Genomic DNA, 14,925 nt, shown 5'->3' with positions numbered 1-14,925 from the left:
CGGCTCATCCTGTGCCGGTCTGACCTACCCCCTGCACGATCATCCCGTACCAGCCGAGGCCCCGGTAGGTCTCGTAGCCGGGCGTGCGGTGATAGGCGACGAGGCCCTTGCCGTCCCTCGACGGAACGACGCCGCTGACGGGGTCGTTGAGGTCGAACTCCGGCCGCTTTTTGAGGAGGCCGACCCCATCGCTCGCGGCGATAACCCTCTGCGCGGCGTCGACGAGCAGCACCCGCGTGCGGGCACGATCCTCGGGGGCGACCCGCACGCCCTGCACGATCGCCCGCGCCTGCGGCTCCCAGTCGAAATGGATCGCCAGCACGCCGAGGGGCCGGCCCGTGGCCTCGCCGTCCCGGCGCACGCTGGCGCAGTAGGTCGCCGCTTGCGCACCGCCGAGGCGGTTCTCAGCCCGGATATCAGCCGCGCTGTACTCGTCGCCCGAGGCGAGCGCGGCGGTCTGCCGGAACCAGGGCTCCTGCGCCACGCTCTGGCCGCGCAGGCCGGGGAAGCGGTCGGGCCGGCCGGTGGCGAGGATGCGCCCGTCGAGGTCGCACAACCAGAGATCGAGGTAGACCGTGTAGGCCGACAGGATCACCCCGAGCCGCTTTCCCACGAAGGCCGCCGCCTCGGCCGAGGGTTCGGCCGCGCAGGCCACGACCGCCGCGTCGGTCGCCCACCAGCGCACGTCGCAGGTCCGCTCGTAGAGATTGCGGTCGATCAGCTCCACTGCGTTGAGGGCGAGGTCGACTAGGCGCTCGCCCTGCGCCCGTGCCACCAGCCGGGAGACCTGCTCCTGCAGCCCGACGATGCGTCCGTCGACGTCGGCCTCCAGCTCCCGGGCGAGGCCGGCGATCGCCTCGCCGACGGCCCCGACCTCGTTGGCTACCACCGTGAAGCCGCGCCCCAGCTCGCCGACGCGGCTGCTCTCGATGCGGGCGTTGAGCGCCAGCATCTTCACCTGATGGGTGATGCGGCGGATGCGCTGCGTCTTGTCGTGGGCCACCCGGCGCAGGGTCGTCGCCGCCGCAGCGATGTCCGATAGGTCGCAATTCTCCCCTTCCGGATCCTTGCTCATCCTTTGGGCCTGTTTCGTCACGCCGATCTCCTCGTTCGGGTCGCCCCTGATATCGATCGTGATCTTTGAACTAAGATGATTAATAAAATTTATGCGAGAAGATGCAATTGTAAAATAACCTGCAGTTGTTACGATATGTACATTGAGCGAGTTAGAAGCATCCCTGGTAATTCGAGCAGGTATGTGATTTCCTCTCTGGGAGTGCGTATTGATGTACGCGATCCACCTCAACGCTCGCACCCCGCCGGCCGTGCGCTTCGACATCGTCCACTCTCGCGAGCCCTCTGATGTTCTCGCTCGCCGCCGCGGCATCTCCCATTGAGGCCGTCCGTTCGATGCTTTGCCGGAAAATAAATGTTCTCATACCGCCGCGCTTAAGCATTGACGCGTGCGATGTATGGGAAGTTGGCGATGGAGCGGACACGCTCTGGCTCAGCGGTGAGTGCGTTCCAGGCGGTGCAGCAGGCGTCGAGGACCGCCTTGTAGTCCGGGAACACGCGTGCCGAGAGGAAGCGCTCGCGCAGGTACAGCCAGATGCGTTCGACCGGGTTGAGCTCGGGGCTGTAGGCGGGCAGCCGCACCAGCGTCACGGTATCGGGCACGCGCAGATCCGTGGCGATGTGCCAGCCTGCCCCGTCCAGCACCACGACGGCATGCGTGTCCGGCTCGATCGTGGCCGCAAACTGCGCCAGGAACAGGCTCATCGCCTCGGTCGAGACGCGCGGCAGCACCAGACCGAACGCCGAGCCGGTCTGCGGCTCGACGGCGGCGAAGATGTAGGCGGACTGGAAGCGGCCGTCGCAGCGTCCCGCCGGACGCTGGCCGCGCATCCACCAGCGACGGCCGCTGCGCCCCTTCTGCCCGACCCGGGCCTCGTCCATGAAGAAGAGGCGGATCGGCTGGCCGGGATGGGCCTCGGCAGCGCTCGTCAGCGCCGCGCGGAGCCCCTTTTTGCGAAGGCTGCCGCAGCCTTGGCGTCGCGCTGCGGGTGAACCGGGCGGGTCTTCTGCTTCGACAAGCCCAGCCGGCGCACCAGGCGCGACATCGACTGGGGCAGCATGGTCTTGCCGAAGCGGGCCTCGATGAAGCGGCACAGGTCCGGCAGGGTCCAGCTGGCGGGCTCGCCCCGGTCGGGATCGGGCCCCCGCAGGATGTGGTGGACCAGCACCGCCTGCTCGCCCTCGCTCAGACGCTCTGGCCGGCGGCCGGGCGGGCGGTCGATCAAACCGGCGAGCCCCTCGGCGTTGAAGCGCTTGACGGCATCGCACAGCGCCTGTCGCTCGATGCCAGCGGCCCGCGCCGCTTCCGCCCGGCTCATACCATCGAGGGCGTTGGCAACAGCCAGCAGGCGCAGAGCTGTCCGCCGACGCGGCTCCCGCTTGGCTTGCTGCCGGAGCTCGGTGGCTGTGGCCACATCACTCCGGATCTCGACGGCACGCGTCACAGGCTCCTCCCCGGTTCAGGGAAGCAGTGAATCACCTCCACGAACCGGTGAAAACCCCGACGAGTCAAAGCCTAAGCGCAGCGGTATCAGACGTGGTCGGCCGCGCATAGCTCGCGCATGGCGCAGATCGTGCGAGCCGGTGCGAGGCCCAATTAGATTGGGGCGCTCGCCGCGAAGGACCTGAGCGTAAACGCCATCGCGGCGAAGCTCAGCATCGGCAAGGGCTCCGTGTACCGAGCCCTCGCGGCCGGAGGGCCGGCGGCGTGGCCAACCCCTACGGTCGGCATGTCCCTGGCGTCGATCGACATCCCACCATCTTATTGCTGAGGTCCAAGCGGATGGCCGACCGCTTGCGTTTGGGGCCAGCTACCTGAGGCTGAGGGGTTCATAATCCGGTGAGCTGGATGAAGACGGTACTTGACAGGTTCATCGTCAAAGGCCGCGAGACCAGCATCCGCGTGCGTCGGGAGCGAGCAAGGCAACGTGCCGCCGATCTGATGTCCACCATCAAGTAGATCCGGGCGAGTGGCGCGACGACGTTGCAGGCTACCGCCGATGCTCTGAACGCCCGTGGCATTCCGACATCCCGTGGTGGTTTGTGGTCGGCCGTGCAGGTGAGCCGGGTGCCCACCGGCCTCGCTGGAGGGTGGTCCGAACGACAAGGCACCTGCACTTAGCAGCAAGGCCGAGCGGCGATCCAGACACTCGTTAGGGTGTGGGTGCGGCGAGCAGCCGGCCACCCTGGTGCTCGCGTCGCAAGCCGCTGGCGGTGATGCCGCTACCCTCGTGGAAAGAGATGGCCGCGGCTTGGTCCAGCTGTACCGGTTGGACTTGCACAAAAATTATTTCAAAGATTTTTTGTCTGCACGATAATACCTGATGCGCACAAAATTCTTACGTGCTACAGATCATTGTTTAAAAAAATAAACCAATCAAATTTTACTTGGCTTCATCAGCCGCGGCATAGAAGTATCGTCGATAAGAGTGCCCCGGATGCTCAGGCTTGCCGACAGAGTTCCTCTCAAGCGTCAGATCAACCTGCTGGCTGGGGCCATCGGCCTCACGGTCGTAGGCGTGACGACAGTCGGGTCCGCCCTGCTCGCACGCGAGCAGGCTACCGGCATGGCTCAGGACGCCCTTCAACAGGTGGCGCGCTCCGTAGCCGACCGCCTCGACCAGGACATGGCCGAACGCCTGCGCGAGATCCGCAACGTCGCAGCCCTCGAACCCCTGCAGCCTCATTGGCTGGAGAACACCGGCAGCCTGCGCAATGTGCTCGCCGCGATGCAGAGGACGCTGCCGGACTACGCGTGGATCGGGTTCGCCGAACGCGATGGCCGGGTACGCGCGGCCACCGGCGGCATCCTCGAAGGGGCGAGCGTCGGAAGCCGCCCCTGGTTCGTCAACGGTATCCGGCAGGCCGCTGTCGAGGACGTTCATGCGGCGGTCCTGCTAGAGTCCCTGCTCAAGCCACGCGCCGATGGTACGCAGTTCCACTTCGTCGATGTGGCCGCCCCGGTCAGCGACAACTCGGGTCGGATCGTCGGCGTGCTCGGAGCCCATCTCAGCTGGCGCTGGGCCGAAGTTGTTCGGCACGAGGTGCTGTCCTCCCGCAGGCCGGAGTTGAAGGAGGACATCATCGTCCTCGATCGGTCTGGCCGTGTCCTGCTCGGACCAGACCTCGGAGCAGCACCCTATACGGCCGCGGAACTTGCTGCCGGTCGCTTCATGGATCGCCGCGCGGGCGGGGATCGGCTCGCTGCGGCAGCCTCCACCCATGGCCGGGGCGACTACGCAGGCCTCGGCTGGATCGTCGTCGCCTTGCAGCCGGTCGACACGGCGCTGGCGGGCGCCAACCACCTGACCAGCTTGATCCTTCTGCTCGGCCTCGGCGCCGCCTTGCTCAGCACAATCGGGATTGGGCTGATCGCCGGTCGGCTGAGCCGACCCCTGACGCGGCTGACGGAGGCAGTCGATCGCATTGGACGGGAGCCAGACGCACGGATGACGCACCGCGTGCACGGCTCTCCCGAGGTTCTGCGCCTGTCCACCGCGGTTCGGTCGCTCCTCAGACGTATCGGCACGGCCGAGGAGGACGCGCGGCAGATCCGGGCCGAGTCGTCGGACGCCGTGCATGCTGCGGAGGATCGCGTCCGGCGCCTCGGCGCCGATCTCCACGCCATGCAGGTCCTGGCCGACACCGACGGCCTCACGGGCCTGCTCAATCGGCGGGCATTCATGCCCCTGGCCAACGATGCGATGAGCTACTTCAAGCGTTACCAGCACGGCATCTGCGTCCTGATGATCGACATCGATCACTTCAAGCGCGTCAACGATCATTATGGCCACGCGGCGGGCGACGAGGTCATCCGCCAGGTTGGCCGGATCATCAGCGACGCGATCCGGACCACCGACAAGGTGGCGCGATTTGGCGGCGAGGAGTTCGTGGTCCTGCTTCGAGAGACCGATCTGCAAAGTGCGGCGATCTTCGCAGGCCGGATCCGCCAGACGGTCGCCAGCACCGTCTTCGAGCCGGAGGGGCAGTGCCTCAGGGCGACAATCAGCGTCGGCATGACCAGTGCTGAGTTGGCGGACGATGATATTGACCGCGTGATCGCGCGTGCGGACGAAGCGCTCTACGCGGCTAAGTCGAGCGGGCGCAACTGCGTGCGTATGTTCGAGGGCAAGCCGTCGGCCAGCCTGCGAGCGGCCGCCTAGTTTGTCGGTCACAGCTCTTATGAACCGGATGACACCGCACGCGTGACCTGGCCCCGCGCGGGTTGGGCATGCCTCCAGTGAACCACCCTTGAAGTGGTTCAGAAATTGCGGTCCAACCATCCGAACTGAACCCAGGGCATGTAAACTATCCGATGGGAACCAGTGCGGCTGGGCGTTCCAATGAGGCTAGATCCTGATGGACCGGGGCCAGTGCACCCGATGAATGATAGCCGCCGCTGAGGATCGATCATGACCCTTCGTGCCGGATCCCGGGTTCCATACGCCCCCCTTACGCGAATGGGCGAGGAGACTTTGCCGTAACGCAGACAGCGAAGCCTGAAGGTCCGGTGTCGGGCTACGAGCAGCCATTCGGACGACACGGACCGGAGGTCCGCAACTGGCGCACAGCCGACCAGGCGGCATGCGAACTGCTGGCCCCACGCGAAACTGCGATCCGCCGCCACCAAACGACCGCATGGGGTGGGAAGCCGGCATTCAACCTGGCGCCCACAAGGGACTGCATTGCCTCAGGAAGCGGACGTGGGCATTCGCAGCCTGAGCGTTGTGAGTTTAGGCTTCCCCTGAGCGACGCCGCTCCGGGACCAGCCACCAGCAGGATGCCGAGCACCTCGCAAGGACCATCAGTCCTCATAGCCAGAGTTAGAGGCACCGCCGGGATTGATCTGCGTTAACCTGCCGTTGGGGTCTGCTAACCGGCTCCGATGCGTCGGAGGCAGGGAAGCGATGGGCCAGGGTTGCAGGATCGTTGTGGTGGGAGCATCGGCCGGTGGTGTGCCGAGCCTTCAGGCGCTCGTCGCAGGTCTGCCGGCCAATCTGAATGCGGCCGTGCTCGTCGTCCTGCACATTGCCCCGTACACCAACAGCAATCTCGCTCGCATCCTGGATCGACATGGTCCGCTGCCAGCCGTGCACGCCCAAGATGGCGAGGATCTCCGACCGGGTCAGATCTACGTTTCCTCGCCAGATTACCACCTGCTCGTCGACGGCGACCACGTCGGCGTGAAGCATGGGCCCAAGGAGAACCGGTTCCGCCCCTCCATCGACGCGCTGTTCCGCTCCGCAGCGTACACGCGCAAGGAGCAGGTGATCGGCATCGTGCTCTCCGGCTTGCTCAACGACGGCACCTCAGGGCTGTGGAGCATCAAGCGCTTTGGCGGCACCACGATTGTGCAGGATCCCAGGGACGCCGCGGTCGACAGCATGCCGCTCAACGCCTTGGCAGAGGTCGAGGTCGACCATGTTCTGCCAGCAGCCGAGATTGGGCCGCTCGTCGGACAGTTGGTTCGAGGTCCGGTGAGTGCGACCGTGCAGGTGCCGTCGGATGTGTCCGAGCGCATGAAGGTCGAAGTGGCCGTGGCTGGCTCTGAGAACGGCTTCCAGCGGGGCATCATGCGTTTTGGCGAGCCAACAGCCTTCACCTGCCCTGAGTGTCACGGAACGCTGAGAAGGATCACGGAGGGGTCACACACCCGCTTTCGCTGCCACACCGGCCACGGCTTCTCGGCTGACGCACTTCTCTCCGGCATCACACACACGGCCGAGGAGGCGCTCTGGAGCGCGACGCGGGCGTTGGAGGAGGGCGTCATGCTGCTCGACGACATGGCCCGGCAGCTTGAAGGGACAGGCAAGCCGGATGAGGCAGCCCAGTTCTCACGCTCGGCTCGCGAGATGGAGCAACGTGCGCTGGTCCTCCAGGAGCAGGCCACGAAACAGAGGTCTATCAGCGCCGATACGTTGCGGGATTAGGCAGGCCGCTGACCCAGCAGAATGGAGGCCGGGTAATCAGTTCGGCCCGCTGGTCAGAATAAGCCGAGTTTCGGATCTGGCTGCGCCCAATCGCTCTCCAGCAGAGCCCTGATCGTCTCGGCTCTCTGCAGGGCCTCTTTGCGGGCTGCTTCAAGCGTGGCTGGATCCTGTCCCTGGGCCATGACGCCTTCAGAAAGCTGCCGGCACAACTCGGCGCGCTCATTCAGCAGCGAGAGCACTGACCCGAGCCGCATCTCCAAGACATTTGCCTGCGCCTCCAGCATCGCCGCTCCCGTAAGAATGTGCCCGATGTGGCAGCGGTACTGCACCATCGTGCCCGTCGCGGTGCGATGCATCGTACCACTGCACTCCGGGCAGCTGAGGGTGAAGGGAGGGTCGAGCTTGTAACCGTCACCCATGCTCCGCTCCAGTAATCTGGGGCAACGCTTCCTCTCCGAGAACAACGCTGTCTGCAAGCTTTGAGATCAGTCCCGGCATGGCTATCAGCGGCGCGACGTAATCGGCCCCTGCGTGTTGAAGCGCGCTCACGGGCATGTCGGGGCACACTGCCTCGACAGGATGTTGCACGATGGCCAGACCGCCCCGCTCTCTGATTTCATGTAGGCCAGCCGCGCCGTCGCTGAGGCGTCCGGTGAGTAGCACGCCGATCACCTTGGGACCGTAACCGCAGGCAGCTGAACGAAACAGTGGGTCGATGGCTGGTCGGGCGAAGTTCTCGCGGGGGCCGCGGGATAGGCAGATCTCGTGCTGTTTCAGAAGGAGGTGATGATCGGGGGGAGCGACGTAGATGTGCCCGGCTCGGAAGGTCTGTCCATTGCAGGCGTGCATGACTGGGAGCGCACAGCAGCGGTTGAGGATGGCCGGAAGCACACTGGGGTGGCGGCCGATGTGCTGCACGACGAAGAACGCCGCTGGCGTCCGAGGATTGAGCCCAGCAGCGAGTTCTTGGAGGGCATGGACACCGCCCAGTGAGGCGCCAATCACGACAATTGCGAAGCCACTCACCAGCACTCCTTCCTTGCGTGCTGGTATGTCAACGCGACCGCTACCGGTTTCGCCCCATGATGTTGAGGATTTCCGATAAGAGCTTGCCGTCGTGGAGCATCTCAGATGGCTGCCCAGCCCATGCCAAACGGATGGCTCAGAATTCTGGATTGCTCCGTCCCTTGAGCACGCGGAACTCAATGGAAAAGCTAAGCCTGCTTGTTGGCGCCGGCTGGCCTCCCTCGAAGGTCCGCTATGCATCCATCAGGAGCCCTTCTTTGCTGACGTATCGAATGGCTCCTCAGGGTCGGGAGCGGCGGTTCCGCGCCAGAGGGCCTCGGATCGGTTCATGCCGCCAGCCGGCAGACGAACTCCTGACCCTGAGCGGTCCTTCGCGGTTGATGCCAGGAATGTCCGGTTGCGCGGGTTTTCCCGACATTTGATTCCGTGATACGGTTTCCCGATATCCACCGCTGCGGGCGCGTCTCGCGCCATGCACGTCAGCCAAAACTGCTCGCCGGCGTGTAAGATTTTTGGTCGTTTTGTTGACATACGACGTCGCGCCCAAACGCCCGTGGCATGTCTCGCGTGGATCTAGAAGAGAGCTGGTGGGCTTCTGAAGGGCCGGCTTGTGTTCAGCGCCGACTCATAGTCGATGTCTCACGCCAGCGTCTCAGATGGGCATACCCGAGGGACAGGGGCGGGGCGTTCGGGGGAGGCGCGTCCGGGGCATAAACCCCACGCTCTTCGCTGCAGCATCCACTTGCGCTAGAATTTGATATTTTTTGCTAGCTATCCTAGCAATGCTAGCATTGATAGGATAGCTAGCTATTGCAAGCAGAAGCTCATACATGCAAGGGGAAGCTTAAGGTTTCTTCGCGAAGGTTCGTAGCGCTACCGCCAGAGGCTGCTCCCATGCCCGTCATCTCTGTCGCCAACCCCAAGGGTGGGGCCGGCAAGTCGACTACAGCGCTCGTGCTCGGCACGACCCTCGCTCATTTCGGTGGGACGGTGTCGCTCATCGACTGCGACCCCAACCGGCCGATCGCCGCCTGGGCGCAAGGCGGGAGCGCCACGGCGATGAGAGTGATCTCTGACGTCACCGAGAGCACGATCGTGCCGACGATTGACCGTGAGAGGGGAGGGCGCCAGTTCGTCGTCGTTGACCTCGAGGGCACCGCCTCGCGCATGGTCTCGCGCGCCATCACCCGCTCCGACCTCGTCCTGATCCCAATGCAAGCGAGCGCTGTCGACGCGGCCCAGGCCGCTCGCGCCGTCGACCTGGTGCGCGAGGAAGAGCAGGTCCTGAACCGCGAGATCCCGTTCCGGATCGTGTTCACCCGCACATCCTCGGCGATCCCGACCCGCAACGAGAAGATGATCGTCGAGGAGTTGCGCGCCTCCGGGATCCCAGTCCTCACGACGCACCTGAATGAACGCGCCGCGTTCAAATCTCTGTTCACCTATCGCGTTGCGCTAGCCGAACTCGACCCCATCCTCGTCAATGGCGTGCCGGCCGCGCAGGAGAACGCGCAGCGCCTCTCCGAGGAGGTCGTCGAGCTAGTCGCCACCCTCACCAAGAAAGCCCGCGCATGAGCCAGGACAAGAAGCCGTCCTTCGGGTTCGGCAGCAAGATCGCCGCGATCACGCCCGACATTGCCCCCGCCCCCCCGGCGCCCCCGCCCGAGGCCGACATGGTGGCCGAGCGGCACGGGTTCGTGGCGCGCGAGAGCGAGCAGCTCCTCAAGCTGCGCGAGCCGGTGAACGCCGCAACGGCGCAGATCAACGTCCGGGCTGAGGTCGCCGATCTCAACGTCTTCCTCGCTTGGTGCAAGGCAGAGCGCTTGTCCTATCGCGAGGCGTTCAAGAGGATCGCAGTAGCAATCCGCAAAGGAGCGGTCTAAGAGGGACTCTACCTGACAGCTGTCACTGTACTTCCACAGCGCGGACCGGCGAGGTCTTCGCTTGGGGCCAGCTGCATGACGATCAATTCCTCAAATACCCGAAAGGATGGTCAGTCCGTCAGTTCGTGGTGTCGCGTGCGCGGGCGCCCGCCGAGCTTGCCGTTCTCCCGGGCAGCTGTCGCCTTGCGCTCCGTCCGGGCGCTGCCACCCGCACGCCCGAGCTGCTGCGCCATCCATCGGCCAGACCCCATCACGCCCTCTATCAAGGCCGGCACGTACACATCCGCGTCGAGGCGCGGGAAGTGCAGGCCAAGGCCTGCGGGCGTTACCTCGATCTCGCGCAGATCCTCGGCCGTGGCGCCGCTGAGCCCTTCGATCAGGGCAACCGGCACGCGCAGTTCGGCCCCGGTGGAAAGCCCCACGACAAGGCGTGAGCCCGTCGCTAGGTAGCGCGCCGAGGTCGCGTACGGGCCCTCCTGCCGGACACGCGCGCCTTCAGCGGTAGCCCGCTCGAATGCCGCCTCATCCATGGATCTTTCTCCATTCCTCACAGAGGTGGGCGAGGTTCTCCTCGAGGGCCCGGGCGATCGCCAGGGCACGCTTGAAGGAGAACCCGTGGTTCTCCCGGATCTCGACCGGTCCGCTGGGGCAGTTGAGGTTGAATACCGCCTCGCAGCCCTCGCCGATGACGTGGACGTGCGGAGGACGGTGGTCGTTGGGGTAGATCACCACGCGAAGCGATCCGATCCGGAGAACCGTCGGCATGTCTGTATCAGAAACCCAAGCGCTTAGGAACGGATGAAGCGTCGCGTGGTTCCAGGCTCATGCTCAGGCTCCTGCGCGGCGCACTCCGATCCCTGCGGACCCATCCGGCAAGGTAGGCTTAACCGTACAGCGTGATAGGCTCCTCACACGACGTGAGAGCCCGCCCAGCCGGGGAGCAGGAATGCCGATCCGGCCGGAGCACCGCTTCTTCTATCCCATCGACTGGCCCCAGCTCTCCGACGCGATCCGCTTCCGCCGGGCGCGGGGCCGGTGCGAGGAATGCGCCCGTCCGCACCTGCAGCGGGTCTTCCATCTCGGCGACGGCCGGTGGTGGGATGCAGAGATCTCGGGCTGGCGCGATGGTCAGGGCCGCCGGCTCCGGACGCGGCTTCGCAACGAGGACCTGCTCGCCCGGATCCGCATCACGAAGGTGGTGCTAGCAGCAGCCCACCGCGACCACGACACGGCCAACAACGAGGACGCCAACCTGGCGGCGTTCTGCCAGCGCTGCCACATGCTGCACGACCGCGACGAGCATCAGCGCCGCCGCTGGCGCACCCTGTTCCGGCGCAAGGCCATGGGCGACCTGTTCCAGGGGTCGTATCCGGCGGCTTGAGGGCGTTCGGTTCGATCCGCAGGCCCGCAACGTCGGCAGCTGCGGGCCGCATCGTCCCGGAGCGAAACGGGCCCTATGTGCCGGTCTCCGAGAGGAGACGCCCATGCCCGACGAGAAGCCCAAGAACGAGGATGATCCGGAGAACGGACGCGGCGGCCAGGCGCAGGAGCCGCAGACCGACGACCGCATCGTTGATGGTCGCCTCGACCCTGACGCGCAATCGCCCGACGACGAGCGCGCCAAACCCTTCGACCCGAAGGAGAACGACCCGGACTGACTGGCGGTGCCGGGTGAGGAATAAAGAAAACCCCGCCAGCCCGAAGGCTTGGCGGGGCGTGTCGTGTCCACACGACGGGGAGCCGATACGCGACGCTGCTCCCGGGCAGGATGGCGGGGTGTGGTTACCATCCTCCCAAGGAGGCCGCTGGATCGCCTGTTCCGTTACAGGCCCATCAAGGCATTTGCGGTGCCGAACACGGTCATGACGAGGCCGCCGGCCAGGACACCGATCATGCCGTAGGACACGGCGCGCAGAAGCTTCATGTCGCTCATCGTCGAGTTCTTTCCATTCGGAATGGTTGGTCCAGATCGTCAGTGGCCGCGTCGGTCAGCAGCGATGTCCGCCCGCGGTCTGGCCGTATTGCTTGACCGGGAAGTTCTGCTGGTTGGCGTTGCCCTCTGAGGCCGAGCTCATCGGGCAGGCGCCGTAGAACGGCACGCTGGTGTTGGTGCGGCCACCGATCGAACCGGTGGTCTCGACGTCACGGGGCGAGGACGACGCGGACGGGAACTCGGGGCCGAATGCCATGGCGGACGAGATCGGGGCGACGCCAAGGACAAGCGCGGTGACGACGGCAGCGATGCGGGTCTTCATATGGTATTCTGGCTCCTGATGCTGTGCAGGCTTGTATCTACGACGCGCCTGCTTTTCGATGATTTGAATGTAGGGGACTGCCAACCAGCGCGATGTGTCCCTGCGCACGCTGCGCAAGGGAACGAATTTCTGCGCGCCACGGCGCGATCGATCATGCAACTGCCTGGCGCTCGCTCCTAGACAAGCGCGGCGGCGGGTGACCACACAGCCAGTCGACCTGCTTAAAAGCCGCTCCGCCCGAGCCAACTGCCATCGGAAGCCAAACAGCCTCGGCCTGTTCCAAATCAGCACTCAGAAGAAATATGTGCTGATGCTTCGTAATAAGGCTTGACCCGTCCAACCAAACATCCGTTATCTTATGGTAGCAAAATTACGAGCAAATCGGGCCCTACCCATGGATAATATCATACAGCAAGATGCCGATTTTATCGGTCTCGCCGCCGACATCGTCGGCGCCTACGTCACGAAGAACAACGTTCCGGCATCCGAGCTGCCGGGCCTCATCGCAGCAACCCATGCAGCACTGGCGAAGCTGACCGCACCGCCGGCGCCCGCGGTCGAGAAGCCCACACCTCCCGTCCCGATCCGCAGGACGGTGACCCCGGACCACATCATCAGCCTGGAGGACGGCAAGCCCTACAAGTCGCTCAAGCGCCACCTGACGACCCGTGGCCTCACCCCCGCCGAGTACCGCCAAAAATGGGGCCTACCGCCGGACTACCCGATGGTCGCGGCGAACTACGCCGCCCAGCGCTCTGAGCTCGCCAAGAGCCTCGGCCTCGGCCAGATCCGGCGCGATCGGGCGGCTGCACAGAAGGTGGACGCCGAGAGCAAGGCAGCCGAGCCTGCACCGGCCCGCCGTGGTCGGCCAAAGAAGGTCGCCGCTGCCGCTGCGGAATGACGTGAGCCCGGTCAACCCATAGCGGCCGGGAGCTGCGCGCACCCTACCGCTCAGGACCTTGAGCCTGATCGTCGCCGGCCTCGCGATCGCGCTCGTGGGGATCTTCCTCGCGCTCGAGGACGTGATCCCCACCCCATTCCGGTAATTTCCTCGTCACACCACAACCCAACGGATGTCTGTGCGACCGTCAGGCTTCGCTGCTAAGTGCAGGTGCCTTGCTGTTCCGATTACCCTTCAGCGAGGCTGGCGGGCTGGGTCTCCATCTGGAGGGAACGCCCCGGCCCGCCGCTCACCTTACGGGTGGCATCAGATCCGCCCCGACACCGATAATCCTGGCGCTGAGCCGCCGTCCCCTGTCGTCAAACAGGTGTTTTACGACACCCAAGATCGCATGCAACGATTGCATTGCCGGTCTGGGCCGGCCTAGATATCACCAGTATGAACAAATCAAAGGGGACAAGCATGCGTGACGGTGCAGCGGAGCATCAGAAGGTATCACCGTTCCTCTCACGATATGCAGAGCGTAGGACCGGCTCCGATCAGTTGCCCGGCAGGTACTGCTCCAAGAGCCAAATGTGGCTTGTCGATACAGATGATGGCCCGCGAGCGCTAATCGGCACTGCCAATGGTTGCGCGGCAACGGAGACCGTCACGCGAGTCCTCGCGGAGCAGACAGATAGCCCATACACCGCGCGGATGACTGGAACCCCGCCAGTTACAACGGTGACGGCCGTAGCCATGGAGCAGAACGATTGGGTGGCTGACCAGACCGCCCTGCATCGCCTCGCAACCATCACCGAAGTCGCTGCCGAGCAAATGGATAAATAATTTGATCCTGCTGGTCACCAACCGCACGGACATTACAACAGATCATGTTATCGCAGAACTTCGTCGTCGAGATCTGAAATTTTTTCGTTTAAATACTGAAGATTTGGCGAAAGCACAAATCAGTTGGCTATCGACCGACGTGCGGAATGGTTGGACGATCGCGACCGAGGAACAAGCTATCGATCTTACAAGAGTGGAAGCCGCGTATCTGCGTCGCCCTAGGTTGCCAGACTTGTCGATGGTCGCGCATACGGGCGAACGGGATTATGCGCTTGGAGAGTGGGCCGCTCTCCTCGAAGCGATCTACGCCGAACTTGATGACCGTTGGTTGAACAGTCCGACCGCCATCACCCGTGCGGAAAACAAGATCTGGCAGATCGTACTCGCGGGACGGCTCGGATTTCGAACCCCCGCCTCTCTCGTGACGAATGACCTCTATGCGCTCGATGCTTTCGTGAGTACAGCACAGAGTATCGTCAAACCTCTCCGCAACGGTTCGATCAGAGGACTCGACGAGTCGAGTGTCATTTTCACGACGCGCATACAGGGAAAATTGAGATCCGATGACAATGAAGCTGTAAAGGTCGCTCCATTCATTGCGCAGCATGAAATTCAAAAGGCTTGTGACGTCCGTGTCACAGTCGTGGGTGATATGACTTTCGCTGTCGAGATCGAGTCTCAACACACAGTCGAGACAGAAACCGATTGGAGGCGAGGGGACGTTCTCCAACTGCGTCATCGGATACATCTCCTACCCGATGAAACGCAGGCGCGGGCGATCCAACTTGTGCGTGTTCTGGGGCTTCGCTTCGGAGCGATTGATTTTGTGCTTGACCGTCATGGTACGTACTGGTTCCTTGAAATCAATCCGAATGGTCAATGGGCATGGGTCGAAACATTGACGGGGCTGCCAATCACCTGTGCAATCGTAGATAATCTTTTACGGATTTCGCGTGCATGATCAGGCGATTAACCTGATCGGCCCCCACGAGGTGGTCCAAGTTCAAAGTTAGTGCAGTGTCGGCGTT

16 protein-coding genes are annotated in these 14,925 nt (G+C 64.0%); 8 read left to right on the top strand and 8 right to left on the bottom strand.

Annotated elements, in window-relative coordinates; genetic code table 11:
• Window positions 1-4: 4 nt before the first annotated feature.
• The 3 genes from MFF64_RS30630 to MFF64_RS30620 form a co-directional block, all read right to left on the bottom strand.
• Window positions 5-1,075 (bottom strand): methyl-accepting chemotaxis protein, encoded by a 1,071-nt coding sequence (locus tag MFF64_RS30630; protein WP_238193230.1) that lies wholly within the window; start codon window positions 1,073-1,075, stop codon window positions 5-7.
• A 374-nt stretch (window positions 1,076-1,449) separates the two neighbouring features.
• Window positions 1,450-2,007 (bottom strand): IS630 family transposase, encoded by a 558-nt coding sequence (locus MFF64_RS30625; RefSeq protein ID WP_273557183.1) that lies wholly within the window; start codon window positions 2,005-2,007, stop codon window positions 1,450-1,452.
• Complete coding sequence (locus MFF64_RS30620) at window positions 2,004-2,489, bottom strand: winged helix-turn-helix domain-containing protein (protein WP_238193228.1); 486 nt, start codon at window positions 2,487-2,489, stop codon at window positions 2,004-2,006. Before MFF64_RS30620 ends, MFF64_RS30625 begins: the two co-directional genes overlap by 4 nt.
• 1,023 nt (window positions 2,490-3,512) lie before the next feature.
• On the opposite strand from MFF64_RS30620, the gene MFF64_RS30615 reads away from it, so the two are divergent.
• Both MFF64_RS30615 and MFF64_RS30610 read left to right on the top strand, forming a co-directional pair.
• Window positions 3,513-5,237 carry a sensor domain-containing diguanylate cyclase gene (locus MFF64_RS30615; protein ID WP_238193227.1) on the top strand — a complete coding sequence of 575 codons (1,725 nt, stop codon included), beginning with the start codon at window positions 3,513-3,515 and terminating at the stop codon, window positions 5,235-5,237.
• A gap of 744 nt (window positions 5,238-5,981) precedes the next feature.
• Complete coding sequence (locus tag MFF64_RS30610; protein ID WP_238193226.1) at window positions 5,982-7,004, top strand: chemotaxis protein CheB; 1,023 nt, start codon at window positions 5,982-5,984, stop codon at window positions 7,002-7,004.
• A 53-nt stretch (window positions 7,005-7,057) separates the two neighbouring features.
• On the opposite strand, the gene MFF64_RS30605 is transcribed toward MFF64_RS30610, so the two are convergent.
• A complete protein-coding gene (locus MFF64_RS30605; RefSeq protein ID WP_238193225.1) occupies window positions 7,058-7,423 on the bottom strand; it encodes a hypothetical protein in 366 nt (121 codons plus the stop codon).
• Window positions 7,416-8,030 carry a chemotaxis protein CheB gene (locus MFF64_RS30600; protein WP_238193224.1) on the bottom strand — a complete coding sequence of 205 codons (615 nt, stop codon included), beginning with the start codon at window positions 8,028-8,030 and terminating at the stop codon, window positions 7,416-7,418. Before MFF64_RS30600 ends, MFF64_RS30605 begins: the two co-directional genes overlap by 8 nt.
• A gap of 894 nt (window positions 8,031-8,924) precedes the next feature.
• On the opposite strand from MFF64_RS30600, the gene MFF64_RS30595 reads away from it, so the two are divergent.
• Both MFF64_RS30595 and MFF64_RS30590 read left to right on the top strand, forming a co-directional pair.
• Window positions 8,925-9,605 carry a ParA family protein gene (locus MFF64_RS30595; RefSeq protein ID WP_238193223.1) on the top strand — a complete coding sequence of 227 codons (681 nt, stop codon included), beginning with the start codon at window positions 8,925-8,927 and terminating at the stop codon, window positions 9,603-9,605.
• Window positions 9,602-9,913: a hypothetical protein gene (locus tag MFF64_RS30590; RefSeq protein WP_238193222.1), complete on the top strand. Its 312-nt coding sequence runs from the start codon at window positions 9,602-9,604 to the stop codon at window positions 9,911-9,913. Before MFF64_RS30595 ends, MFF64_RS30590 begins: the two co-directional genes overlap by 4 nt.
• A gap of 110 nt (window positions 9,914-10,023) precedes the next feature.
• Here MFF64_RS30590 and MFF64_RS30585 read toward each other — a convergent pair whose 3' ends face one another.
• On the bottom strand, window positions 10,024-10,443 hold the full coding sequence (locus tag MFF64_RS30585; RefSeq protein ID WP_099900101.1) for a DUF2442 domain-containing protein: 420 nt from the start codon (window positions 10,441-10,443) through the stop codon (window positions 10,024-10,026).
• Window positions 10,436-10,678, bottom strand: a complete 243-nt coding sequence (locus MFF64_RS30580) for a DUF4160 domain-containing protein (RefSeq protein WP_099900103.1) — start codon at window positions 10,676-10,678, stop codon at window positions 10,436-10,438. The genes MFF64_RS30585 and MFF64_RS30580 overlap by 8 nt, the downstream gene beginning before the upstream one ends.
• Before the next feature lie 181 nt (window positions 10,679-10,859).
• Between MFF64_RS30580 and MFF64_RS30575 the strand changes: the two genes are divergently transcribed.
• Together MFF64_RS30575 and MFF64_RS30570 are read left to right on the top strand one after the other, a co-directional pair.
• Window positions 10,860-11,294, top strand: a complete 435-nt coding sequence (locus tag MFF64_RS30575; RefSeq protein WP_099900105.1) for a hypothetical protein — start codon at window positions 10,860-10,862, stop codon at window positions 11,292-11,294.
• 103 nt (window positions 11,295-11,397) lie between these two features.
• Window positions 11,398-11,571, top strand: coding sequence for a hypothetical protein (locus tag MFF64_RS30570; RefSeq protein WP_165795540.1), 174 nt, complete (start codon window positions 11,398-11,400; stop codon window positions 11,569-11,571).
• 330 nt (window positions 11,572-11,901) lie between these two features.
• Here MFF64_RS30570 and MFF64_RS30565 read toward each other — a convergent pair whose 3' ends face one another.
• Window positions 11,902-12,168, bottom strand: coding sequence for a hypothetical protein (locus MFF64_RS30565; RefSeq protein ID WP_099900107.1), 267 nt, complete (start codon window positions 12,166-12,168; stop codon window positions 11,902-11,904).
• Window positions 12,169-12,562: 394 nt separating this feature from the next.
• Between MFF64_RS30565 and MFF64_RS30560 the strand changes: the two genes are divergently transcribed.
• Together MFF64_RS30560 and MFF64_RS30555 are read left to right on the top strand one after the other, a co-directional pair.
• The gene (locus tag MFF64_RS30560; protein WP_099900109.1) at window positions 12,563-13,069 is read left to right on the top strand and encodes a Ros/MucR family transcriptional regulator; all 507 of its coding nucleotides are present in this window, start codon (window positions 12,563-12,565) and stop codon (window positions 13,067-13,069) included.
• Between the two features lie 829 nt (window positions 13,070-13,898).
• Window positions 13,899-14,858: an MvdC/MvdD family ATP grasp protein gene (locus tag MFF64_RS30555; RefSeq protein ID WP_238193221.1), complete on the top strand. Its 960-nt coding sequence runs from the start codon at window positions 13,899-13,901 to the stop codon at window positions 14,856-14,858.
• Window positions 14,859-14,925: the final 67 nt, after the last annotated feature.

The organism is Methylobacterium frigidaeris (assembly GCF_022179185.1).
Classification (GTDB): domain Bacteria; phylum Pseudomonadota; class Alphaproteobacteria; order Rhizobiales; family Beijerinckiaceae; genus Methylobacterium; species Methylobacterium frigidaeris.
Note: the sequence above shows the minus strand (reverse complement) of the source record. Positions and strands in the feature narration are given on the sequence as shown.